This window comes from Corallococcus carmarthensis, assembly GCF_003611695.1.
GTDB lineage: Bacteria > Myxococcota > Myxococcia > Myxococcales > Myxococcaceae > Corallococcus > Corallococcus carmarthensis.
In genome coordinates this window covers 12109-35762 of the sequence record NZ_RAWE01000023.1, presented here as the reverse complement: position 1 = coordinate 35762, position 23654 = coordinate 12109, and the positions used below count along the sequence as shown (strand labels likewise).

22 protein-coding genes are annotated in these 23654 nt (G+C 70.4%); 8 read left to right on the top strand and 14 right to left on the bottom strand.

The window, feature by feature from the left end:
* The first annotated feature begins 4 nt into the window (after positions 1-4).
* Positions 5-1264, top strand: coding sequence for a saccharopine dehydrogenase family protein (locus D7X32_RS09410; RefSeq protein WP_120602179.1), 1260 nt, complete (start codon positions 5-7; stop codon positions 1262-1264).
* A gap of 13 nt (positions 1265-1277) precedes the next feature.
* Here the strand turns inward: D7X32_RS09410 and D7X32_RS09405 are convergent, their stop codons facing one another.
* Positions 1278-2459 carry a bifunctional methionine sulfoxide reductase B/A protein gene (locus tag D7X32_RS09405; protein WP_120602178.1) on the bottom strand — a complete coding sequence of 394 codons (1182 nt, stop codon included), beginning with the start codon at positions 2457-2459 and terminating at the stop codon, positions 1278-1280.
* 229 nt (positions 2460-2688) lie between these two features.
* On the opposite strand from D7X32_RS09405, the gene D7X32_RS09400 reads away from it, so the two are divergent.
* On the top strand, positions 2689-2985 hold the full coding sequence (locus tag D7X32_RS09400) for a hypothetical protein (protein WP_120602177.1): 297 nt from the start codon (positions 2689-2691) through the stop codon (positions 2983-2985).
* A gap of 20 nt (positions 2986-3005) precedes the next feature.
* Here D7X32_RS09400 and D7X32_RS09395 read toward each other — a convergent pair whose 3' ends face one another.
* Entirely contained in the window at positions 3006-4508 is a 1503-nt protein-coding gene (locus tag D7X32_RS09395) for an FG-GAP-like repeat-containing protein (protein WP_158625646.1), read from the bottom strand.
* 197 nt (positions 4509-4705) lie between these two features.
* On the opposite strand from D7X32_RS09395, the gene D7X32_RS09390 reads away from it, so the two are divergent.
* Positions 4706-5533, top strand: coding sequence for a class I SAM-dependent methyltransferase (locus D7X32_RS09390; RefSeq protein WP_120602175.1), 828 nt, complete (start codon positions 4706-4708; stop codon positions 5531-5533).
* A gap of 46 nt (positions 5534-5579) precedes the next feature.
* Here the strand turns inward: D7X32_RS09390 and D7X32_RS09385 are convergent, their stop codons facing one another.
* The 11 genes from D7X32_RS09385 to D7X32_RS09335 all read right to left on the bottom strand — a co-directional run bounded on the left by D7X32_RS09385 (position 5580) and on the right by D7X32_RS09335 (position 16412).
* Positions 5580-5954: a hypothetical protein gene (locus tag D7X32_RS09385; RefSeq protein ID WP_120602174.1), complete on the bottom strand. Its 375-nt coding sequence runs from the start codon at positions 5952-5954 to the stop codon at positions 5580-5582.
* Positions 5955-6097: 143 nt separating this feature from the next.
* Positions 6098-6598, bottom strand: a complete 501-nt coding sequence (locus tag D7X32_RS09380) for a hypothetical protein (protein ID WP_120602173.1) — start codon at positions 6596-6598, stop codon at positions 6098-6100.
* Between the two features lie 11 nt (positions 6599-6609).
* Entirely contained in the window at positions 6610-7530 is a 921-nt protein-coding gene (locus D7X32_RS09375; protein WP_167506457.1) for a DUF2381 family protein, read from the bottom strand.
* A gap of 60 nt (positions 7531-7590) precedes the next feature.
* Positions 7591-9129 (bottom strand): DUF1501 domain-containing protein, encoded by a 1539-nt coding sequence (locus tag D7X32_RS09370; protein ID WP_120602172.1) that lies wholly within the window; start codon positions 9127-9129, stop codon positions 7591-7593.
* Between the two features lie 12 nt (positions 9130-9141).
* A complete protein-coding gene (locus D7X32_RS09365; RefSeq protein WP_244238926.1) occupies positions 9142-9801 on the bottom strand; it encodes a hypothetical protein in 660 nt (219 codons plus the stop codon).
* Positions 9791-11218, bottom strand: a complete 1428-nt coding sequence (locus D7X32_RS09360) for a hypothetical protein (RefSeq protein WP_120602171.1) — start codon at positions 11216-11218, stop codon at positions 9791-9793. Before D7X32_RS09360 ends, D7X32_RS09365 begins: the two co-directional genes overlap by 11 nt.
* 81 nt (positions 11219-11299) lie before the next feature.
* Positions 11300-12340 carry an AAA family ATPase gene (locus tag D7X32_RS09355; protein WP_120602170.1) on the bottom strand — a complete coding sequence of 347 codons (1041 nt, stop codon included), beginning with the start codon at positions 12338-12340 and terminating at the stop codon, positions 11300-11302.
* 74 nt (positions 12341-12414) lie between these two features.
* Positions 12415-13257, bottom strand: coding sequence for a glycoside hydrolase family 16 protein (locus D7X32_RS09350; protein WP_120602169.1), 843 nt, complete (start codon positions 13255-13257; stop codon positions 12415-12417).
* A 24-nt stretch (positions 13258-13281) separates the two neighbouring features.
* On the bottom strand, positions 13282-14028 hold the full coding sequence (locus D7X32_RS09345) for a Type 1 glutamine amidotransferase-like domain-containing protein (protein WP_120602168.1): 747 nt from the start codon (positions 14026-14028) through the stop codon (positions 13282-13284).
* 10 nt (positions 14029-14038) lie between these two features.
* Positions 14039-15370, bottom strand: coding sequence for a family 16 glycosylhydrolase (locus D7X32_RS09340; protein ID WP_120602167.1), 1332 nt, complete (start codon positions 15368-15370; stop codon positions 14039-14041).
* A gap of 148 nt (positions 15371-15518) precedes the next feature.
* Positions 15519-16412: a LysR family transcriptional regulator gene (locus tag D7X32_RS09335; RefSeq protein WP_120602166.1), complete on the bottom strand. Its 894-nt coding sequence runs from the start codon at positions 16410-16412 to the stop codon at positions 15519-15521.
* A gap of 101 nt (positions 16413-16513) precedes the next feature.
* Between D7X32_RS09335 and D7X32_RS09330 the strand changes: the two genes are divergently transcribed.
* The 4 genes from D7X32_RS09330 (at position 16514) to D7X32_RS09315 (ending at position 22448) form a co-directional block, all read left to right on the top strand.
* On the top strand, positions 16514-16705 hold the full coding sequence (locus D7X32_RS09330; RefSeq protein ID WP_120602165.1) for a tautomerase family protein: 192 nt from the start codon (positions 16514-16516) through the stop codon (positions 16703-16705).
* 86 nt (positions 16706-16791) lie between these two features.
* The gene (locus D7X32_RS09325) at positions 16792-17457 is read left to right on the top strand and encodes an alpha/beta hydrolase (RefSeq protein ID WP_158625645.1); all 666 of its coding nucleotides are present in this window, start codon (positions 16792-16794) and stop codon (positions 17455-17457) included.
* 88 nt (positions 17458-17545) lie between these two features.
* The gene (locus D7X32_RS09320) at positions 17546-20098 is read left to right on the top strand and encodes a LamG domain-containing protein (RefSeq protein ID WP_244238925.1); all 2553 of its coding nucleotides are present in this window, start codon (positions 17546-17548) and stop codon (positions 20096-20098) included.
* A gap of 88 nt (positions 20099-20186) precedes the next feature.
* A complete protein-coding gene (locus tag D7X32_RS09315; RefSeq protein ID WP_120602162.1) occupies positions 20187-22448 on the top strand; it encodes an RCC1 domain-containing protein in 2262 nt (753 codons plus the stop codon).
* Positions 22449-22507: 59 nt separating this feature from the next.
* On the opposite strand, the gene D7X32_RS09310 is transcribed toward D7X32_RS09315, so the two are convergent.
* Positions 22508-22942, bottom strand: coding sequence for a tautomerase family protein (locus tag D7X32_RS09310; protein ID WP_120602161.1), 435 nt, complete (start codon positions 22940-22942; stop codon positions 22508-22510).
* Between the two features lie 85 nt (positions 22943-23027).
* Here D7X32_RS09310 and D7X32_RS09305 point away from each other — a divergent pair, with 85 nt between their 5' ends.
* The gene (locus D7X32_RS09305; protein WP_244238924.1) at positions 23028-23627 is read left to right on the top strand and encodes a TetR/AcrR family transcriptional regulator; all 600 of its coding nucleotides are present in this window, start codon (positions 23028-23030) and stop codon (positions 23625-23627) included.
* Positions 23628-23654 lie beyond the last annotated feature (27 nt).

Genomic DNA, 23654 nt, shown 5'->3' with positions numbered 1-23654 from the left:
CCCCATGGCCCACGACAAGAAGCCCGCATTCGACATCATCCTGTGGGGCGCCACGGGATTCACCGGCCGCCTGGTGGCGGAGTATCTGGCGCGCACGCAGGACACCCACCGCGCGAAGTGGGCCATCGCCGGGCGCGACGAGGCGAAGCTGGATCAGGTCCGCTCGGAGCTGGTGAAGGTGCGGCCGGAGTTCGCGGACCTGCCGGTGGTGATCGCGGACGCGAAGGACGCGGCCTCGCTGGACGCGCTGGTGGCGCGCACGCGCGTCATCATCTCCACCGTGGGGCCCTACGCCCGCTACGGCAACGAGCTGGTCGCCGCGTGCGTCCGCGCCGGCACGGACTACTGCGACCTGACGGGCGAGGTGCAGTGGATGCGCAAGACCATCGACGCCCACGAAACGCGGGCGCGCGAGACGGGTGCCCGCATCGTGCATACCTGCGGCTTCGACTCCATCCCCTCCGACCTGGGCACGCTGATGCTCCAGGACTACATGCGGGAGAAGCACGGCGGCCACTGTGACCAGGTGCGCTTCCACCTGACGCGCATGCGCGGCGGCTTCAGCGGCGGCACCATCGCCAGCATGATGGACACGCTGGCGGCGGTGAAGGCGGACCCCGCGCTCAAGAAGGTGCTGACCAGCGCCCACGCGCTGGACCCCGAGCCCTCCCGTGGCACCAAGGAGGAGCGCGACCTGGCCACGGTGAAGAAGAGCCCGGACACGGGCACGTGGACCGCGCCCTTCGTGATGGGCTCCGTCAACACGCGCGTCGTGCGGCGCTCCAACGCGCTGCTGGGCTACCCGTGGGGCCGCGACTTCTTCTACTCGGAGGTCTCCGACTTCGGCCCCGGGCCCAAGGGGTTCGCGCTGGCGGCGGCGACCACCGCGGGGCTGGGCGGCTTCATGGCCCTGTCGAACGTGGACCCCGTGCGGGAGCTGCTGGAGAAGCACGTGCTGCCCGCGCCGGGCCAGGGTCCGTCCGCCACCGTGCGCGAGCGGGGCCTCTTCGAGGTGCGGCTGCTGGGCGAAGGCCAGTCACCCAAGAGCGGCCAGCGCGTGAAGGTGGAGGGCAAGGTCGCGTCGCAGGGCGACCCGGGCTACGCGGCGACGGCGCGCATGCTCTCGGAGGCCGCGCTGTGCCTCGCCTTCGACAACATCCCCAAGCGGGGCGGCGTCCTCACCCCCGCGTCCGCCATGGGCATGGTGCTGGTGGAGCGCCTGCGCAAGGCGGGCATGACCTTCGAGGCGCACGACCGCGCTTGAGCGCGCGGGCGCTTCAGTCGCGCAGGTAGTGGCAGGTGTAGCCGCCGGGGTTCTTCACCAGGTAGTCCTGGTGGTAGCCCTCGGCGGGCACCCACTCCCCGGCGGCGGTCACTTGCGTGACGACGGGCCGGGACCACTTGCCGGACTTGTTCACGCGAGCCTTCACCGCCTCCGCCGTCTGCTTCTGCGCGTCCGACAGGTAGAAGATGGCGGAGCGGTACTGCGTGCCCACGTCGTTGCCCTGGCGGTTGAGCGTCGTCGGGTCGTGCATGCGGAAGAACCACTTCTCCAGCAGCGACTCATACGTCAGCAGCTTCGGGTTGAAGACCACGCGCACGGCCTCCGCGTGCCCCGTCTCCCCGGTGTGCACGTCCTCGTAGGTGGCGCCCTTCACGCTGCCGCCCGTGTAGCCAACCTCCGTCTCGATGACGCCCGGGATCTTCCGGAGGATGTCCTCCATCCCCCAGAAGCACCCACCGGCCAGGTACGCCGTCTCGCGTGCGGCCTCCGTGGGGGCCGCGGCCTTCGCGAGCACGACAGCGCCCGCGGCGGGAGTCATCGCGCCCTGGGGCTCACCGGGAGCCGCGCGGCCGAACGACGGCAGCCACGCGCCATAGCCCTTCGCGGCCAGCTCGTTCACGGGGATGAAGCGCAGCGACGCGGAGTTGATGCAGTAGCGCAGGCCCGTGGGCTCCGGCCCGTCCTCGAAGACGTGGCCCAGGTGCGAGTCTCCGTCCTTCGAGCGCACCTCCACGCGCTCCATGCCCAGGCTGCCGTCGCGCTTCTCCACCACGTGCGTCTTGTCCAGGGGGCGGGTGAAGCTGGGCCAGCCGGTGCCGGACTCGAACTTGTCGCGCGAGGAGAAGAGGGGCTCGCCGCTGACCACGTCGACGTAGAGCCCTTCCTCGTGGTTGTTCCAGTACGCGTTGCGGAAGGGCGGCTCGGTGCCCTCGTGCTGCGTCACCTGGTAGGCCATGGGGGACAGGGTGCGCTTCAGCTCCGTGTCGGACGGCTTCGTGTACTTGCGGCCGTCCTGTGCCGGGGCGGAAGCGGTGGCCGCGGGCTTGTCGCCGGGCGGGGCGCCACGCGCCTCGGTGCACGCGGTCAGCGCGGCGGCCAGCACCAGCGTGGCGGGCCACAGCCGGCGTGCCACCGACAGCCAGGTGGGAGAAGGCACTGCACGGGCGGACGACATGGGACGCGAAGCCTCCGGGCGCCTTCGGAAAAAGGGCGCCTTCTCCTCTTACGCGTGACTCCGGGGGACGGTTACAGCGTGCATTGAACACCTGCCAGCCGGGCGGGCCTCCCCGCGGCTTCCCGGGGGGCCGGGCAGTGGCCGGCGGAAGGCCGAGGCGCTACGTTCCCGAGGGACCGGGAGGGAGCCGATGAGCCGGGAACGTGGGCCGAAGGGTCCAATCGGACGGGTGACGGGCATCTCGCGCGCCGAGGGCGCCAGCGTCATCCTTCGCATCCGCGCCCTCCAGAGCGTGGAGGGCGCCGCGCCGGTGACGGACCGGAACACGCCCCGGCGCTCCTTCGCGGAGGTGATGGAGCGCCAATCGCAGGGGATGAACACCAGCGAGCCCCTGCCGTTCCCCGTGGCCCCCAAGCCCCTGCCGCCACCCGTGCGCGGTCACGAGGACCGGGAGTTGATGACCGCGGAGCCCGCCCCCGACACCTTCGTCGGGCTCATGTGGTCCAAGCTGAAGCGCTCCCGCTAAGGCGCTCTGGCGCCGCGCCATCACCACGTCGCCGCGAGCCCACCCAGGGACATGTAGTCCTGGCTGGCGACGTCGTTGGCGGACTGGAGGTCCGCCGGGATGCTGAGCGTCCGCGTGGCGGTGATGCGGTAGGACAGGCCCAGGCTGGAGCGCGGCAGCGGCGCGCTGAAGCGCAGCAGGGCGGTGTCGCCCACGGCCAGCGGGCCCACCTCGCACTGGAGCGCGCCGGAGGCCATCTGGCAGTCCCGGGTGGAGGCCAGGAGCCCCGGGGGCAGGGCCACGGTGATGACGGCGCGGGCCAGCGGATCCGGCCCGTGCTGGGTGACGGTGAGCGTGTAGTCGATGCGCGGCGTGGACATGCCCCGCCTCGGGACGGCGGTGAGGGCCACGCCCACGTCCGAGGAAGCCGCGGCCCGCAGCACGGATACGTCGTGGCCGCGGGCGTTGACCGTGACGACGTCCGGCTTCAGGTCCGCGTCGAGCAGGCCCACCGCGACCGCCGCGGGTCCCTCTCCGGTGGGCAGGAGCGTGTCCGCGCCGAAGGCGCCGTGGCCCTGACCGGGCAGGAGCGACACGGTGTTTTCGGCGAAGTTGGCGGTGACCAGGTCCAGCGTCCCGTCGCCGTTGAAGTCGCCCGGCGCGACGAAGTACGGCCCGCCCCGCACGGGGAAGTCCGCGCGAGAAAGGAACGCGCCGGTGCCATCGCCGTGCAGCACGGACACACTCCGGTCGCGGAAGTTCGCGGTGACCAGGTCCTGCTTCCCGTCGCCGTCCACGTCCACCACCACGACCGAGTAGGGCGCGTTGCCCGTCGCGAAGTCCGTGCGCGGCCGGAACGTCCCGTCGCCATTGCCGAGCAGCACCGACACCGCGTCCACGAAGTTCGCGGTGACGAGGTCCGCCTTCCCGTCGTGGTTGACGTCGCCCACCGTCACCGCGAAAGGGTTGGTGCCGGTGGGCACGTCCTTCTGGTGCGTGAACTGTCCGGAGCCCCGGTTCAGCAGCACCGACAAGGAATCATCGAGCGCGTTGGCCGTCACCACGTCCAGGCGGCCATCGCCGTTGAAGTCGCCCACGTCGATGGACGAGGGCTCCGCGCCCACGGAATGGTCGGTCCGCGCGCCGAACGTCCCATCGCCGCGTCCCAGGAGCACGGACACGGTGCCGCCGAAGTGGCTGGTGACCGCGTCCAGGTGGCCGTCCCCGTCGAAGTCCCCCACCGCGACGGCGCCGGGCAGGCTTTCGGTGGACCGCTCCACGCCGGGCGCGAACGTCCCATCCCCCAGGCCCCGCAGCACGGACACGGTGCCCGCGGTGTGGTTGGCCGTGATGACGTCCAGCCGCCCGTCCTCATCGAAGTCCCCCAGCGCCACGGCGCGCGGTCCCATCCCCGTGGGAGATGCGCGGGGCGCGTCCAGCAGCGGCCGGGGCGACGTGCCCGCCATGCGCGGCAGGGCCATGGCCATCAGTGCCGCGACGCTGAACACCATCACGCCCGCATGGGCCATTCGTGGGTTTCGCATGTCCTTCCCCCTCTCCAGGCCCTGAACCGGCAAGGCCGTGGTAACGCGGTTTCCGTGACATCCACGCGTAGTGGGGAAGAAGTAAGAAGCGACGACGCGCCGGGCCATACGTCCCGGGGGAGGGTGGGTGGCGGGCGGTGGACAGGAGAATGCCCCCGGAGGGACGGCTTGCGCGCGGGGTAGGCTGCACCGTCCCCATGTCCCTTCCGTCCGGAACCCTGCCTTCGTCCCGAAAGCCGTTGGTGGTGACCACGTCGGACCGGGTGGACGCACAGCTCGCACAGCGTGCGCGGAGCGCGGCGGAGGAGGTGGGCGTGCCGTATGTGGAGCGCCACCACAAGCTGCCCCTGAAGAAGCTGCTCACCGACACGGCGGACGCGCTGGTCGTCTTCGAATCCTCGGCGGTGTCGCTGGTGGACGCGGAAGGGGCGCTGCGCTTCTCACCGGGCCTCGCGCACCTGCGCGTGAAGCAGCTGGACGCGGGTGTGCCGGAGGACCAGCTGCTGCGCGTCGCGGGCCTGCGCGAAGGGGAGCGCGTGCTGGACTGCACCCTGGGGTTGGGCGCGGACGCGCAGGTGGCGGCGCGGCTGGTGGGGCCCGGGGGCGGTGTCACCGCGTTGGAGAAGAGCCCGGCGCTCTACCTGCTGGTGCGGCACGGGCTCGCGGGACTGGAGCGCCACGCGGGCTCCTGCGCGGTGGACGTGGTGCACGCGGACGCGGCCGAGTACCTGCGCACGCTGCCGGACGGTGCGTTCGACGTGGTGCTCTTCGACCCGATGTTCGAGCGCGAGCGCAAGTCCTCCGCCGCGTTCGAAACGCTGCGCCGCCACGCGGACTACTCGCCGCTGACGCGCGAGACGGTGGAGGAGGCCCGGCGCGTGGCGCGCCGGGCGGTGGTGCTGAAGGGGTCTCGCTACTCGCAGGACTTCAAGAAGCTGGGCATCACCCCGGAGCCCGCCCGGCCCAACGCCACGGTGTTGTGGGCTCGACTCCCAGGCTCAGGCAAGCCTGGGCGTCCTGGTTGAGCCCGGGCTGTCGCTCCAGGGTTTCACTCAGCTGTGAGCCGTGGGGTCACTTCGCCAGCGTGCTGCAATGCGCACTCTTCACCCTGAGCGTCGTGATCATCTTATCAATCGTCGAGGCTTCCAGGTGCGGCATTTCTTGATGCGAAGCGTTTCTGATGTTGGTGACGGCTTTCGTCTGTTCCTCCGGCGTCTTCTTGGCGAGAGGTTCTTTCATCAACTCCCTGTCGATGATGTCCGTGAACTTCTTCAGATCCCCGGCTGAGAGCTTCCATTCCGCGTTCGCCGCCGTGATGTCCTTGTTGATGCACGCGACGAGTTTCTTCCTCGCCTCTGTATCAGCCGCTGCCGAGGCGGGAGTCGGGAGGGTGAGCAGGAGCGAGGTCATCGTCAGCAGTGTCGGGAGCAGCAGGCGGGGGGCCATGTGAATCCTCCAGGAGCGGGGCGCGGTAGGTGGAACCTCTTGCGGTGCGGATCGAGGTTAGCCCGAACGCTTTGGCTTCTGGGAAATGGAGCCATGAGTTCCCGCGAGACCTTCGGCATCAACCGACTGCGCGTACTGAGGCCCTATCGGAACTCGTTCACGATGTAGACGCCTGCTCGAGGCGAACCGAGCACCGCTGTTCCAGGCTTGGACTCCGGCAGCTTCCGGAGTTGTCCGAGCCCGAGCCTCGCGACGGCGCAAATGGGAACTGGATCTCCACCATCCAGGGGTTGGGCGGCGTGGTAGCGGATCACCGCCTGTGGCCCGTCCGTCCAGACTCGGCCGTAGAGCCGGGCTGGTGCGTCAAGCGGACCCAGGTTGTCTTCGAGGACGCTTTCGATGGGGCCTGCGTACAGGGTGATGGGATAGGCACGGGACTGGTTCGCGTCGAGCTGAACCCAGGCGGAGTCCCCCACGAACAGCCGCAGGTACTTCATCGCCTTGCGTGCTTCTTCGGGACAATCCTCCGGTCCAGGCGTGCCGTCGGAGCGCAGGGCCACCTTGCCCGTCGCCGTGCCCGGGCAGCCGGGTGCCGTCATGAGCAGGATCGCGCAGCCCAGGAGCGTGAACGTGCGGGATGCCATGGCTCGCGCTCTTATCGCGCCAGGAGCGCTGGATCTAGCTGGACGAATGCCTGCCTCAAGCCGTCCTGGCGGTAGATCTCAAGGAAGAGGCTGGTCAACACGCCTTCTTCCATGAAGGCACTGCGGTCCACGACAGCGGCCACCACGCCGGAGCTTCCGACCGTGATTTCGCGCGTCGTGACGCGAATCGCGACTGCTCGCGCATGACCGCCGTTCTTGGTCACCAGACGCGCCGACTTCAGGCTCCAGGGTTTTTGAGAGTGGGTGTTCTTGACCTTGAAGACGACCGCGACCTTTCCCTTGCCCTGGAACACCTGGGCATCCACTTCGCTGTCATCATCCTTGCCGGAAAAGCGGTCCGCGAGCTTGAACGGTGTCTGCGCGATGGCCCCTGACGCCAGCAGCGCCGCGAGCGCATGGTCCTCCGAGGTCTCTTCCTTGCGGTAGCGCTCGTTCTCCTCGGTCAGCGCGGATTTCTCCTTGAGCGCTTTGCGCAGCGCCGCGTGCATGCTCGCGTAGCTCTCTGGATCCTTGAACACGTCGACCTGCTGATCCGCACCGTCCGATTGCCTCCAACCCGGGTGACGCAGGAGGAACGCCACCTCCGTTCCATCCACCAGCGTTACGATCAGGGGAATGCCTTCGTCGTCGGCGAGGTCATGGATGGGCTCCAGGACGACCTTGTTGCGGACCACCGCCAAGGGTTCGAGGCGCCCCTCCCACCCGAGCAGCTTCGTCTTGCTGGCATCCACGGCCTTCTCGAACCGCAGCGTCGTGACCACCTGCCCCCGCACATAGACGCGGTGGGTGGCGTCACTCGGATGCTCTGAGAGCAGCAGGGGCCGGATGACCGGTTCGCGGTCACTGGCTACGGCAGCGGAGGCCATGAACAGGCAGAGCAGGGCGGTCCGGAAGGGGGGACGGGTTCGCATCGCATGGCCAACCTATCAAGGTAGGTTGGCCATGGACAACCACCGAGGGCGGCTGAAGGTTCAGGCCCGCTTGAAGGCGCTCGCGTCCGGTAGGCCGCTGCCGCTCAGGTCCGCGCCCATGGCGGTGAGGACGCCGGAGAAGATGTCCGGCTCGTTGGACGTCACCTTGCCGGGCTGGGGTGCTCCGGTGCGCGCGTCGAAGCCGTAGGTGAGGGTGGTGTTCGGGTCCACGCCTCCCAGCACCGTGTTCCCCTTCACCATGGGGGACAGCATCAGGAAGCCGTTGTTGAGGTCGTGGCCCGAACCGAACTCCGTGGCGCCGGAGGCACGCGGGCGCGTGCGGCCGAACTCCGTGGCCACGTAGATGAGCGTGCGGTCCCACATGGACTCGCCGGTGGCCGCGTCGAACGGCTCCGCCTTGAGCAGCGTGATCAGCGAGTCCACCGTGTTCAGGATGCGCGCCCACATGAAGGCCTGGCCGCCCCGGTGGTCGTTGTGGCTGATGTCGAACGCGAGCGGCGGGTTGGCGATGCCGTTGGGCCCGCCCACCGCGACGTTGAAGTCAGGCCCCAGCGTCACCGACGCCGACACCCGGTACTTGAGCAGCAGGAACGCGAGCGCCGCCTGGCCCTGCACGGGGTCGGTGAAGAAGGCGGGGAACGCCTCGCGCAGCCGCGCCCCGTCCGGTGAGCTCTCCAGCCCGTACTTCGTCAGCGGAATCGACGGCAGGTCCGGCAGGATGTTGAGCTTGGTGATCAGGTCCAGGGACTCCAGCTTCGGCTGCTGCACGCCGCGCTGTTCGCTCCAGCGCTTCAGCGCGCCGCTGTCCTGGAAGGTGCGGCCGAAGATGGACTTCTGGTCCAGCGCGTCCCGCGTGCTCCGCGCCAGCGCGATGACGTCCTTCGACGGCGCACCGGCGATGCCGCGCGAGCCGTCCAGGCCCAGGGGCCACAGGGACGGGTTGACCACGGGCTCCCCGAAGCAGGACAGGGGCAGGCTGTCGTCGGTGCCGCGCTCGGCGTAACCGCCGTTGCCCATGTTGACGTTGGGAAGCGGCATGCCGCTTCCCCACTGGAGCGCCACGGCCTCCTGGAGCGTGCGGCCCTTCCAGGCGGCGTTGCCCGTGAGCGAGCGCTTCTGCGCGATGCCGTGGTTCACGGACGTGCCCACGGACGTCGCCACCAGCATCTCGTTCGCGTGCTTCTTCACGAACGCCAGCTGGTCGGTGTTGACCGGGATGTTGATGCTGCCCAGCCGCGAGTTGCTGTACTTCACCGCGCGGAAGGGGCTGCCCGCCACGGCCTGCACCTGCGCGTCCGGGAAGGTGTTGAGGCCCGCGGCGTTGGCGGACTCGGACTGGCGCACCGCGAGGAAGCTGTCCACGATGGACGCGCCTCCCGCCGCCCCGATGACGATGAGGAACTTCGGCTTGCCGTCGAGCGCGTCGCGCTTGCGGCCCAGCTTCTCCAGGGACTCGGGCGTCTGGAGGGCATCACGGCAGCCGGAGAGGAAGGGGGCCAGGGTGGTGCCCGCGGCGCAGAGCGACAGCGCCCGAAGCATCTCCCGGCGCGACAGCCGTCCATTGGTCTTGAGGGTCATGGATGGGGTTCCTCAGTAGAAGACGGCTTCAGCGGAAGAGAAGACGGAGAGACACGCGGCCTGCATCCACGCGACGCCTGGAGTGGACGCGCCGGTGGCCTGCACGTCGGCGGACAGCCGCACCAGCGTGTCGCGCTCGTCCTGGGTCGGGTCGCGCAACCACGCGCGGCGCACCAGCGACGTCACCGCCGTGGCCACGGCGGGGCTCGCGGCGTCCGCGAGCTTGCCGTCCGCGGTGAGGGTCACGCCCTTGAACACCACCGCGGAGGCAGGCGTGTTCACGTCCAGCGTGATGCGCGCGTTGCAGGCGGAGAGCACGGTGCGCTCCACGGCGATGGGCGTGGTGGCGCCCGTGACGGTGGCGGTCTCGTAGACGCTGTGCTGGTAGGGGTCCACGCCGCCCAGCGCCACGCCGTGCACGTTCTGGCAGGGGTACTGGCCCAGCTCGTTGCACACGGAGGCCGCGGGCAATTCCAGCGCCTGGGCCAGGTCGAGCGACAGGCGCTCGGGGCCCTTGAAGCGCAGGTTTCCCTTCTGGGACTTCGCGACGCCGCCATCCCAGCCAGGCGTCACGCCGGGATTGGCGTCCGGCCCCAGGTCCACGGCGGTGGGGAGCTTGTCGGAGCAGCCCGTGAGGAGCAGACAGGTCAACAGCAGGCGTTCAGGGCGCACCGTAGGCCTCCGTGCGGATGAGGTCGTGAAGCATCTTCTGCACGCGGTACGCGTGCGTCGTGCGGAAGGCCTGCCAGGTGCGGACGAACTCTTCGTTCTCTTCTGGCGATGGCGCGTGGCCGACGAGCAGCTTCCAGTAGTCGGTGACGGTGGAGATGGCGAAGGCGTCGCTGTTGGCGGCGACCCGGGCCCACTCCATGAGGTTGTTCACGGGCTGGCCCAGGATGACGCCCTGTTCGGGCGTGTTCTTCAGCGTGGCCACTTCGTTGGGGAACAGCAGCTCCAGGCGGTTGGGGATGTAGCGGTTGGGCAGCCCGCCCAGGCCGTTGTAGTTGCGGTACGGATACGACAGCGGATCCAACGTCGCGTGGCACGCGGCGCACTGGGGCGCCTGGACGCCCTTGGCGTCGTAGTCGCGCGGCTCGTTGGGAACGCTGTGCAGGCCCTCCTGCTTCGCGATGTCCAGGCCCAGATACGCGCGGTACATCTGCGAGGCGGCGTTGCGCGGCAGCGCGGTGAACATGACGAACGAGGTGAGCGTCCACGCGCTCGTCATGTTGCCGGCGCGGCGCGAGGCCTCCACGAACTGGGAGGAGAGGGTGTTGGCGGCGGTGTACGTGGTGGGGCTCGTCCCCGAGCGCTTCACGAAGAAGCTGGCGGTGAGGACGTCGCGCGCGTCGTGGTCGTCCGTCTGGGACCAGGCGAAGAGGGCGTAGTCGTCGTAGTAGTCCGCCAGGGGAATGATGCCCCCGTCCTCGCCGGACTTGACGGAGCCGACGGGCCGGATCTTCGGGTGGGCCACCTTCCAGAGCTGGCCGTGCTTGCCGCGCCAGAAGTCGGACTGGAGGCAGCGGTCCAGCTCCTGGTCGATGAAGGCGCGCTGCTTGTCCTCGCTGCCCAGCTCCAGGAAGGTGGCCACCTGGGCGTAGGTGGGGGACGTGCCGCAGAAGTCGCTCAGCATGCGGCGGTACACGAAGCGCGGGTCGTACTGGCAGACCTTGAACTGGGGGTTCTCTCCGCCGCCGCAGACGCCGCTGGGCGGGACGCTGGTGGCGTCGCCGGGGAGCGAGCCCTGCTCGACCTCGAACTGGTTGGGGGCACCGTCGCCGTCGGTGTCCGCGGTGGCGATGGCGCGCAGCGCGGCGGGGAGGGCGGCGGCGAAGTCCGCGTCGGAGAGGGGGCGCGGCTTGCCGGGGGCGAGGTGCGGCTCCAGCGCGGCGCCGAAGCCGTTCCGCTGGGGCGGGGCCACGTGGCAGTAGGTGCAGGCGGGCTGGGTGCCCTGGCACGCGGGCGCGGTGGGGTACTCGGCGCAGAAGGCGCCAGGGCCGGTGGGCATGGCCACGGCAGGGGTCGAGAACCCGAGCAGCAGCAGCCCGGGCAGCAGCCATCGGCTCGGGGATGTGGGAGGCAGGGGCACGCGGGCTCCGGGAACGGGTGCTGTACGGACACTCCAACCCGGAGAAACAGAAAGGGTTTCAGGGATTCGTCACCGCCAGGCTCACCACGGCCGCCGCTCGACGAGGTGGCGGGCCTGGGGCGAGGGGGCGAGGAACGACACGGACGCACCCGCGACGCGTTCAAGCTCCTCCAGGTGATGGCGGGCCGCGTCGGTGAGCTGGTCGAAGCGCCGTGCGGCCCAGTTGGTCGCGGCCAGGTCCCCCGCGAGCACGAGCGCCAGGTCCGTGGGGGCGTTGAGGGAGGCGGCTTCGCGCAGCCGCACCCAGTCGAACGTGCTGCCTTCCGAACGGCACACCATGACGGTCCGCCGCACCCGGCCCGGCGCGATGGCCGCCGCCTGGAGGCAGCCGCTCGCGGTGGTCCCGGCGCTCTCGACGAGCACGCGGTGGCCCCGGGCGAAGGCGTCCTCCAGTTCCTCGCGCGAGGGAGCCGGGCCTGTTCCGCGCAGTTGGATCAGCACGTCGTAGTGGGGCGCGAGATGCGCCGTGAGGGGGCGTGTGTCCACCTCGCCGTGAGGTCCCGCGACGATGAGGTCCACGAGCCATTCGCCAGGCCGTCCGTAGAGTCCAAGCCGGCTGGCCACCCGCACGAGCACCGCGTCGGGCGGCGTCCGCGCCGTGTCCACCACGAGGTCCGCCCGCGAGGCCAGTGCATGGACCGCACGTTCAGCAGGATGCGCCCAGGACTCCTCGAAGGTACCGGGCTCCGCGTCGCGCAGGGCCTGCTCTGGCTCGGGCGTCTCCAGGTGGACGTGCACGACACGGAGCCCCGGGCTTGCTCGCAGTCCGTCCAACTGCACCGCGCTGCTCGCGGCATCCACGACGAACCAGCTGGCGTTTCTGGCCATCACCTGTCCGTGAAGCGCCGTGAGCACTCCCTCCGCCAGCCAGCGCCCACCCGTCGTCCGGTCCAGCGTGACGGTCAGCTCCTGACGCGACCGCCGGGAGTCTTCACCGCCATGCTTCCGCAGGAAGTCCCTCGAGTGGAGATGCAGCGCGCCGAACCGCCGCGCGAGCCCCTGCGCGAGGGTCGTCTTCCCCGCGCCGATAGGCCCCGACACCACCACCACCGTGACCGCCATGGACTGTTCCTCCGGATGAGGAACACCCTAGGAACCCCGGCGCGGTGCGAACCATCCCCCGTTGGAGGGAGGCGTCAGCGCCTTTCGGAGATGCGCACCCAGTCCACTTCCATCGTCCGCGGTCCCTGGCGCAGCAGGTCCGCGGTGGCCTGCGGCACTCCGAAGTACGGCTCCTTCGCCTTGTTCACGCCCTCCGGATAGCCGCCGCCCACCGCGAAGTTGAAGATGATGAACAGGGGCTTGTCGTAGGCCCACGCGCCGTGGCGCTCCACCTCTTCGCGCGTCGACGTCTTCACGCGCTCGCCGTCGATGTACCAGTGGATGGCCTCCGGCGACGTCTCCACGCCGTACTCATGCCACTCGCTCACCGGCGTGCGCGGATGGAAGCGGCCGTTGATGGGCGTGTTGCCGCTGTAGCCCGGCCCATGCAACGCGACGGACACCCAGTCGCCGTAGCCAACGTTCTCCATGATGTCGAGCTCCCCGCACGCCGGCCACCCCGTCGTGTGGATGTCGCTGCCCAGCATCCAGAACGCCGGCCAGAGCCCCACGCCCACCGGCAGCTTGATGCGCGCCTCGACGCGGCCGTGCTTGAACTCCCGCTTGCCCGCGCTCTCCACCCGGCCCGACGTGAACGGATAGCCGTTGGCCGTCTGCATCCGCGCCGTGAGCTTCAGAGTGCCGCCGCTCACCGACACGTTGTCCGGCGACGTCGTGTACTGCTGCTGTTCGTTGTTCACGTGCACGTCGGTCTTGAGGATCCAGTTGCCCGGGTCCACCTCCGCGCCGTTGAACTCGTCGCTCCACACCTGGACCCAGCCGTCCTCCTGGCGGGCCACGCCTTCCGCGCGCTTCGGTGCTCCCGCGCACGCCGTCAGCCCCGCCACCAGCGCCCACACCGCCGTTCTCGTCGCCATCGCCGTTCCTCGAAGAGGGGTCATCTACTGGAGCGTCCGCCGGTCCACCGGCGCTTCGGGGGGCTCGCCCCGGTACGGCGTGGCCGGAGGCAGCAGCAGCGATTCGTGCAGCCGCCCCTCCACGTCCACCGTCACGTCCACCACCGTCTGCCGCACGGGCTCCACGCTTCCGTCCGCGTGCAGCAGCACTCCGCCGCCCTGCGGAATGCCCAGCCCGCGCGTGGGCAGCCCCATGCGCCGGACGGCGAGCTTGAGGCCCGTCCACTCGGCCGGCTCGTGCACGCCGATGAGGTAGGGCACCAGGCCCAGCGTCGGGAAGGGCTCACCCTCGCCGGGCAGGTCCTCGCTCCACGCGCCCAGGCCCAGGTGCATGGCCCCGGCGGACACGCCCATCAGCACGGCGCCGGCCTGGTGCCGCTCGCGCAAGATGCCATCCACGCCATGCGCCTGGAACGCGTCCCAGCCCACGCGCGGATCTCCGCCCGCCAGGAGGATGACGTCGGCGTCCTTCAGCCACGCCAGGTCCTCGCGGGAGGGCGCGGCCGGAATGCTCCGGCACCGCGTCAGGCCGATGCCCTCCATGGCCGCGACGAAGATGTCGTAGAACTCCGGCACGTCGCCGTTGGACGCGCCCAGGTACGCGGCCTTCACGGGCGGCACGCGCAGCTCCGCGCCGGTGAGCACGCGCACGTAGTCCAGGAAGGGGCGCCCCTCCACGCGCCAGAACAGCGGAGCGCTGTCAGCCAGCAGGAGGAGGGGCGGAAGCGTCATGCCCTGAAGCCTACCGCCACTGGTAGGCGCGCACCCAGTCCACTTCCATCGTCTGCGGCGCGTTGCGCACCAGGTCCACCGTGGACTGCGGCACGCCGTAGTACGGCGTCGAGGCGCCGTTCACGCCGAAGGGATAGCCGCCGCCCACCGCGAGGTTGAGGATGATGTACATGGGCTTGTCGTACGCCCACGCGCCGTAGCGCAGCACCTCCGCGCGGGTGGTGGTCTTCACCAGCGCCCCGTCGATGTACCACTTGATGTCCGCCGACGAGTACTCCGTGCGGTACACGTGCCAGTTGCTCACGCTGGACGACGGATAGAAGCGGCCGTTGATGGGCGTGTTGCCGGAGTAGCCCGGGCCGTGCAGCGCGCCGGACGTCCAGTCGCCGTAGCCAACGTTCTCCATGATGTCGAGCTCGCCGCACGCGGGCCAGCCCACGGAGTTGATGTCATTGCCCAGGAGCCAGAACGCCGGCCACAGGCCCGCGCCCACCGGCATCTTGATGCGCGCCTCGATGCGGCCGTGGCTGAACTCCTTCTTGCCCGCGCTCTCCAGCCGGCCGGAGGTGAACGGGTAGCCATTGTTCCACTGCAGGCGCGCGGTGAGCTTCAGCGTGCCGTTGCTCACGGAGATGTTGTCTCCGGACGTCGTGTACTGCTGCTGCTCGCTGTTCACGTGCACGGACGTGTTGGGCGCCCAGTTGGCCGTGTTGACGCTGGTGCCGTCGAACTCGTCGCTCCACACCTGCACCCAGCGGTCCGTCCCCCCGCCCACGATGCCGAAGGAGAAGGACTCCCAGCAGCCGGCCGTGGCGCGGTTGGCGTACAGCGGCGCGCTGGCGCCCAGGTTCGTGTCCGCGGACACGTACTGGTTCGTGCTCTTCGCCTTGAGGCCCACGGTGCCGTCGGGGAAGGGCACCCAGGTGAAGCGCTCCCAGTCGCCCACCGCCGTGCGGAAGCCCGTCACCTGTCCGCTCGCGTTCGGATCCGCGGACACGTACAGGCCCGTCTCCACCACGCGCAGTGAGATGAAGTCATTGCCCGCGTCGCCCACCTGGAACTGCTCCCACCCGGCCGTGCTGTCGCGGTTGGCCACCAGCGGCGCGGTGGCGCCCAGGTTCTTGTCCGCCGACACGTACTTCTGCGTCGCGCACGCCTTCAGCCACACCGTCTGGCCCAGCGGCGCCGCCGTGGCGGACTGCTCCCGCTCCGCCACCACCGGCGTCGTCAGCGCCGCGTCCGCCTGGGACGCCGGCGCCCCGCCACACGCCGTCAGCCCCAGCACCGCCGCCAGCGCCCACAGCCCCCGCGCGTCCACCGTCTTCCCGGTTCCCGATGCCATCGTCATCCTCGAAGGTCTGCCCGGCCCCAGGGAGGGATCGGGAAGTGTTCAAGCTGACTTGTCGGAAAAACTGGTAAAGCGCAAGGACTGGATTCTGGGTGTGTCAGGGCGCAAGGCCCCTCTGCGATGCCGGCGGCGCGCGCCGGGTTCAGCCCGTGCCGGGGTTCGGGGAGAGCGGGCGCGCCTGGAGGAAGTCGATGAGGAAGTCGCGGAAGGCGGACACCTTCCGGGGCACATGCTGGGCCCGGGGGTGGAGCATGGTCAGGGAGGTGGTGGACATCGTGTAGCGCGGCAGCACCCGGACCAGCTGTCCGGACGTCACGTCCGCCAGGGCGAGGAAGGAGGGGAGCAGCGCGATGCCGGCGCCCGCCTTCGCGGCCTCGCGCAGGAACAGCATGTCGTCGGCGAGCACGTGCGCCCGCTTCTCCGTCAGGCCCAACTCCGCCAGGTGCTTGAGGCCCCGGTACGCGACGAAGTCATGGGGGGCCAGGTCCTCCGTCGTGCGCGGCACGCCCCGGCGGGCCAGGTAGGACGGCGAGGCGAAGAGCTGCACGTCGAGGGTCCCCAGCCGCCGCATCCGCAGCGACGAATCCGCGAGCCTCCCCCCGGAGGCGCGCAGCGCGATGTCGAACCCCTCCGCCACCATGTCCACGCTCCGGTTCGTCAGCCGGCAATCGATGCGGACCTGGGGGTAGCGCGCGACGAAGCGGGCGATGACCTCCGGCAGCAGGGTGACCCCCAGGTCGTGCGGCGCGGTGAGGCGCAGCTCCCCGGACGGCTCCTCCGTGCGCTCCGGCAGTGTCCCCACCGCGGTGCTCAGCGACGCGAGCAGCGACGCCGTGCGCTCGTACAGCGCGAGCCCGGCCGTGCTCAGCGACACGCGCCGGGTGGTGCGGTGGAGCAGTTGCGTCCCCAGCGAGTCCTCCAGCCGCACCAGGCCCCGGCTGACGGACGACTTGGGCAGCCCCACGCGCTGGGCGGCTTGCGTGAAGCTGCCCGTCTCCGCGACGGCCACGAAGAGGTGGAGGAGGTTCAGGTCCATTGTTGCTTTCGTGGAACGGTCAATTGCCATGGGTGTCCTTGTCGCAACCATGCAACAACCGCTACAGGGCTTCCAGAGCCCGCCTTGCTGGAGGTCCGGTCTTGCCCATCATCGACGTCACCCTCATCGACGGCCGGCCTCCAGCGCTCAAGGCGGTGCTCATCCGCGAACTGACGGACGCGGCCGAGCGCGTGCTTGGTGTCCCCCGCGCCAGCATCCGCGTCCTGCTGCGCGAGCTGCCGCCAGAGAACTGGGGCGCCGGTGGCGAGCCCAAGACCCAGGCGCCCCGCTGATGCGCGCCACCGCCGTCGCGGCGTTGGGGGTCGCCCTCTGCGCGGGCTGTAGCCGCACGCCTGCTTCCCCTCCGGAGACTCCCGCCATGACGGATGCCCCCAAGCCTGCCGCGCGCGTGCTCACGCTCCCGCCCGCCTCCGGCCAGACGAAGCTGCTGGTGGTGCTGCTGCACGGCGTGGGGGCGAGCGCGGACTCGTTCCTGCCCATTGCCCGGGCGCTGGCTCCGGCCGTGCCGGACGCGGAGTTCGCCGTGCTGGAGGGCCTGCACCCCTTCGACGGCGCGACCCAGGGACGGCAGTGGTTCAGTCTCCAGGGCATCACCGAACAGAACCGCCCCGCGCGCGTGCGGCAGGCGGGCACGGAGGTGTCCGCCTGGCTGGATGGCGCGCTCGCCCAGCGGGGCCTGGGGCCGGAGCGGGTGGTGCTGCTGGGGTTCTCCCAGGGCGCCATCCTGGCCCAATGGCTCGCGCTCCACCGTCAGCCTTCACCGCTGGCCGTGGTGTCCCTGTCCGGGAGGCTCGCGGAGGACGCGCCCGCGGTCCCGGGGTCGACCTCCGTGCCCGTGCTGCTGGTGCACGGCACGCGGGACCCCGTCATCGCCTCGAGGTTCTCCGAGGAGGCCGCGAAAGAGCTCGAAGCGCGCGGCGCCCACGTCCGCCTGAAGCTGTTCCCGGCGCTCGCGCACGGCGTGGACGCGGCCGTCCTCGAGGAGGTCCAGCACTTCCTGGCCGACACCCTGCCTCCCGGCTGAGGACCTCCCGGGCCGGTTTTGAGTCGGGCATGGAAATTGGCTTATCCTTATTTCCATGCAAAACAAACTTAGCTGGACACTAAGGGCCATGCTGGGAGTGGCGCTCGTGGGAATGCCCGGGGCGGCGCTCGCGGAGGGCCGGCCGTCGCTGGTGAACACGCGCATCCCGACGCCCTTCGGGGCGAACGGGCACTCGTCGACGGTGGACGGGCGCATCTTCGTGGGCAACATCCGCGAGGACCAGGCGACGACCACCACGACGTGGATTGCCCGGGTGTTCCGTCCGGAGGCGGTGACGTACGACGCGTCCGGCAAGCCGTCGTTCGCGGCGGCCTTCTCCGCGGGGAAGACGGTGGACGTGCACAACGGGGAGAACGCGCTGGCGTTCTGTTTCACGAACCCCGCACAGCCCTACGCGCTGTCGAGCGGCGTCGCGGTGTACCAGCCGTACCTCTTCGACTCGCAGATGTTCAAGGGAGACAACATCTTCCGGCGGCGCACGACGGACCTGCGGGTGTCCCAGCCGTTCACGACCGCGGCGGAGATTGCGTCCTTCACCACGGGCCCGCTGGAGACGCTGTTCACCGTCACCGGCGCCACGATTCGCGGCATCGAGCCGACGATGACGTCCGACGGCCGGCTGCTCATCTACCAGGGCGCGCCCGCGAACAACGGCGACATCGACCGCATCATGTACGCGTACAACCCCACGCCGTGCGCGGCCACGGGCTGGAGCAACCCGCGTCCACTGTCGATGATGTTCAACGACCCGGACGCGGGCGTGAAGCGCTACCCGCTCGCGTGGAAGCGGCTGAAGGCGGCGACGGGCGAGGACTTCGGCGATACGGCATCCGGCGCGCTGGTGCGCGGCGCGTACGCGTGGGTGGACCACGAGGGCCGCAACCTCGTCTACATCGCCGTCACGTACACGGACGGCGCGAGGCGCGAGGCGGTGAGCCTGGTGGGCGCGGACACGAACTGGACCGCGTACCACATCGACGGAGCGCTCAACACGGACCGCATGGACATCGCGCACCTCTTCTATTCAGGGCCCATGTGGAACTTCGAGCAGGAGCGCCTGCCGTCGCAGAGCTTCCCGCCCGGCCAGAGCAACGCCGCGCACTACCTGCCCGTCACCAAGACGCACGACGTGCTGGCCCTCTTCGGCAGCAACACGGGTGACTACAACGAAGTGGACCTGGGCGAGTTGATGGACCCCTTCCACCTGCTCTTCCTGCCCATGAACGAGCTCGTCACGCGCGCGGGCGCGTACGACCTGACGCGCACGCCGGACCTGTCCGGCCACTTCTTCACCGGCACGCTGGTGGGGAGCGCCTCCATCTCCCCGGGCAACGCCGTGACGCGCTCCACGCCGGACTCGCTGTGGCAGCCGCACGGCAAGGGCAAGGCGCTGGTGGTGCCCGGCGGCGGCGCGCTCGCGGTCAACCTGGTGGACCCCGCTGGCACGGTGCCCGGCGTGGGCGCGTTCGTGCGCGGCCTGTCGGTGGAGTTCGCCGTGCGGCCGGACGCGGACATCCAGCAGGGCTGCACCACCGGCAATCCCTATCGCTACGTCCTGCAGAAGGCGGGTGGGCTGGACATCATCCATGAGGCCAGCAACCAGCTGCAGTTCTCCCTGGTCATCAACGGCCAGCGCGTGCGGCTGGGAGGCAGCCCGGTGCTGCCCGTGGGGCAGTGGAGCCACGTGGCCTATACGTGGGACGGCACCACCGGCGTCTTCAATGAATACCTCAACGGCGTGCCCACGAACCGCACGCTGCCCGTGGCGCCGGGGACGGCCCGGCTGGGCACGGGGACGCTCTACATCGGCGCGGGCGCGAACCTGGACACGCAGCGCTGCCCGGTGAACGGCGAGGGCTCTTTCCGGGGCGCCATCGACGAGGTGCGCATCTTCACGCACGCGCGCTCCAACCGGAGCATCTGCCTGACGGCGCACGGCGCCAACTGCCGCGAGGAGGCCATCCAGCACTCGCCCTCCGCGGGCCAGTTCGTGATGAGCGCCCAGGCGCCCGCGTGCAATGGCACCCAGGCGCTGAACTCGGGCGCGTGCCTGTCCGCGATGCACCGGGCGTGCGCGCAGCGGGGCGCGGGCGACGCGCTGGCGAACACCACCAACACCTGGGACACCATCCAGCAGCTCGTCAGCAACCGTCCGCCCATCTCGCTGGCGGGCGTGCCGGTGTCGTCCACGTCCACGGACCTGACGGTGGCCTGCGCGCCCATCCAGCACGAAAGCGTGGCCGTGACGTTCGAGGAGCTGGCGCGCATCCACGCGGGCTGCACCGACGAGCGGGGCGTGACGAGCACCCACTGCGCCGCCGCGGCGCACCGCTTCTGCAACAAGCAGGGCTGGACGACGGGGCAGGTGTTCGAGGTGACGTCCCGGCCGTGGGTGGGCTGCTTCAACTCCGGGCTCCAGACGGACGTGGAGAAGTCCGTGCTGGGGCCGGTGTCCAACCTGGGGGACTACACCGCCCCGGGTTCGCGCCTGGAGGTGAGCCAGTGGTGCCGCACGAAGGGTTATGGGGCCGGCGTCGTGCAGGAGATTCCCGCCGCCACCAAGGCCCACGTGCACTGCTTCCAGCCGGCGGTGACGGCGGCGTGGAAGTACCTGCCGTAAGGCATTGGGCGCCCCTGGTTTGGATTCGGACAGGCTTTCCTGTTATGGCGAGCCTGTCTGAGTCCAATTCCTTGCAGGGGGGAATGACATGTCGGTGGTGCGCGGCGGCGGTCGGAACCGTTTCATCCTGGGACTGGTGTTGTGTCTGGGTTGGCTTTCGGGCTGCGCCGGGCCGGTGGCTCCCTCGGAGGAGGCCTCGGACCCGGGCGTGGTACGGGCCGCGGCGACGGCGCCCACGTGGACGGTGGTGCGGGCCGGGCGGCTCCACTCGCTGGGGCTCCAGGCGGACGGCACGGTGTGGGCCTGGGGGCGCAACAAGTATGGCCAGCTGGGCAACAACACCACCACGGACCGCCTGGTGCCGGTGAAGGTGACGGGGCTCACCGGCGCGGTGGTGGACATCGCCGCGGGCAATGAGCACTCGGTCGCCGTGAAGGCGGACGGCACGGTGTGGGCCTGGGGGCTCAACGACCTGGGACAGCTGGGTGACAACACCACCACCACCCGGCTCAAGCCGGTGAAGGTGACGGGGCTCACGGGCGTGACGGCGGTGGCCGCGGGCTACCGGTATTCGCTGGCGTTGAAGACAGACGGAACGGTGTGGGCCTGGGGTGACAACGATTCCGGGAAGCTGGGGGATGGCACCCGCGTGCGCAAGCTCAAGCCGGTGCAGGTTGTGGGCCTGACGGGCGTGGCGGGACTGTCCGCGGGTTTCAGCCACTCGCTGGCCTTCAAGACGGACGGCACCGTCTGGGGTTGGGGCGGCAACAGCGGGGGCCAGCTGGGCGACGGCACGAACTACTACGAGCGGTTGACGCCGGTGCAGGCGTCGGGCCTCACCGGCGTGGTGGCGCTGACGGCGCGCAGTGTCACCTCGTTCGCGCTCAAGTCGGACGGCACGGTCTGGGCGTGGGGACTGAACTTCGGTGGGGAGCTGGGGGATGGCACCACCACCAACCGCCTGACCGCCGTGCAGTTGCCCGGCTTCACCCACGCCGTCGCGCTGGGGACGGGCGATGGCGCGAACCTGGTGGCCACGGCGGATGGCACGGTCTGGAGCTGGGGCGGCAACAGCAATGGCCAGCTGGGCGATGGCACCACCGCGACGCACATGACGCCGGCGCCGGTGCTGGCGCTCTCCGGCGCCGTGTCGCTGTCCAGCGGCCAGGAGCATGCCCTCGCGGTGAAGAGCAATGGCTCGCTGTGGGCGTGGGGCGGCAACCTCACGGGGCAGCTGGGGGACGGCTTCCCGCGGCAGTACCTGAGCCGGACGGCCTCGCTCTTCACCGGCGCGAAGGCCGTGGCGGGCGGCGAATACTTCTCCGTGGGCCTGAAGCTGGACGGGACGGTGTGGGCCTGGGGCCGGAACGAGCAGGGCCAGCTGGGCGACGGCACGACGCAGGACCACTGGGCTCCGGCGCAGGTGCCGGGGCTCGCGTCCGTGGCGGCCGTCCTCGCGCGGGACTCGTATGCGCTGGCGTTGAAGACGGACGGCACGGTGTGGGCCTGGGGTGGCAACGCGAGCGGACAGCTGGGCGACGGCACGACGGTGTCCCGCGCTTCGCCCGCGCAGGTGCCGGGGTTGACGGACGTCACCGCGCTGGCCGCGGGCGAGGGCTTCGTGCTGGCGGTCAAGACGGACGGCACCGTGTGGGCATGGGGAAGCAACAGCTCGGGGACGCTGGGGGACAGCACCACCACGAGCCGCGCGACGCCCCAGGCTGTTCCCGGCCTCGCGGGCGTGCAGTCGGTGGCGGCAGGGAACTTGTTCGCGGTGGCGCTCAAGACGGACGGCACCCTGTGGGCGTGGGGCAGCAACGGCTCGGGACAGCTGGGCGACGGGTCGGACACGTACGGGCCGCCGCGGCCCACGCCGGGCCTGGTGCCCGGACTCGGGGGCGTCGTGTCCGTGGCCGCCGGTGACTCCCACGGGGTGGCGCTCAAGTCGGACGGCACGGTGTGGGCCTGGGGCGACAACTACCGGGGCCAGCTGGGAGACGGCAGTGGCTACATCGGGCGCACGCCGGTGCAGGCCCTGGGCCTCACGGGCGGCACGGCGATCGCCGCGGGAGGCTCGCACACGCTGGCGCTCCAGTCGGATGGCACGGTGTGGGCGTGGGGATACAACGGCAACGGCCAGCTGGGTGACGGCTTCACCGATGATCAGCTTGCTCCCGCGCAGGTCCCGAACATCATCGGCGCGACGGCCGTCGCCGCGGGCGGCTACCACTCGTTCGCGCGCCGTTCCACCGGCGCGGTCTGGGGCTGGGGCGATAACGGCGAAGGGCAGCTGGGCACCGGCAATGCCGGCTACCGCGTGGTGCCCTACCAGGTCACGCCCACCCCCTGAGCGTCACGGCCCCGGGAGGACACCGCCGAGGCGCCTTCAGCGGTGGACCTTCCGGGCCTTCAGCGACGGGAGGCGATGGCGCTCGCGCGGACCGCGTCCACGAGGTCCGCGTTGGTGAACGCCTTCCCCGCGATGCCCCAGCCGCCGTCCACGGCTTCGTGGAACAGCACCCAGGTCCGCTCGCGGATGTCCGCGTCCGTGGCCAGCTCGCCCACGATGTCGGTGATGCCCGCGGCGATGCCCGAGCGCTGCTCCTGGCTCAGCGACTTCGCGGGCGTGAGCACCTGGATGCGGACCACACCCGCACCCTTGCCGCCGGCCGTGGTTCGCCTCTGCGGCAGCAGGTTCAGGAACGCACCGGTGTTCGCGACCGCGTAGGGGATGCCCGACACCTTCTCCCACTGGAGGAGGCAGTCCGTCGTCCGCTTCAGCAGCGCGGCCTCGTTCGCAGGGGAGAAGAGTCCTTCGGAAGCGGTGATGTCGATCATCGGCATGGGCGGGGTTCCTCGTTCTCTATGACGGTTGTCATAGTCGCGCCCCAGAACTAATTAAGACGGTCGTCATAGTCAATGGGGTGTGATGGTCCGGCGAACGAAGAAGAAGGAGGACGCGGCTCCGGCCGCGTCCGAAAGGACTCCGCGGGAGCGGATGGTGTACGCGGCCGCCGCGCTCCTCAGCGAGCGGGGCCTGGCGGGCACGTCGTTCTCGGAGGTCATCGAGCGCAGCGGCGCGCCCCGCGGCTCCATCTACCACCACTTCCCGGACGGGAAGGACGCGCTCACGGCGGAGGCCATCGCGCTGGTGGGCGAGCGCGTGCTCATGGCGCTGCGCGAAGGGGAGGGCGCGACCCCGGCGCAGGTGGTGCAGCGCTTCTTCGAGGCGTGGCGCAAGGTGCTGGTGAAGACGGAGTGTCAGGCCGGCTGCGCCATCGCGGCGGTGGCGAACGAGCGGCTCGCGCATCCGGAGCTGGGCGCCCGCGCGGCGGCGGTGTTCATCGCGTGGGAGCGTGAGCTGGAAGTGCGGCTCGTCACGGCGGGCCTGCCCAAGGCGAAGGCGGCCAGCGCGGCGGCCCTCATCCTGGCCTCGGTGGAGGGCGCGTTGATCCTCTGCCGCGCCCGCCGCGACATCGCTCCGTTCGACGCCATCCGCGACGCGCTGGTGTCCTTCGTGGGCCCTTGAGACGCAAGGGCGCCGTTGGGCGCATCG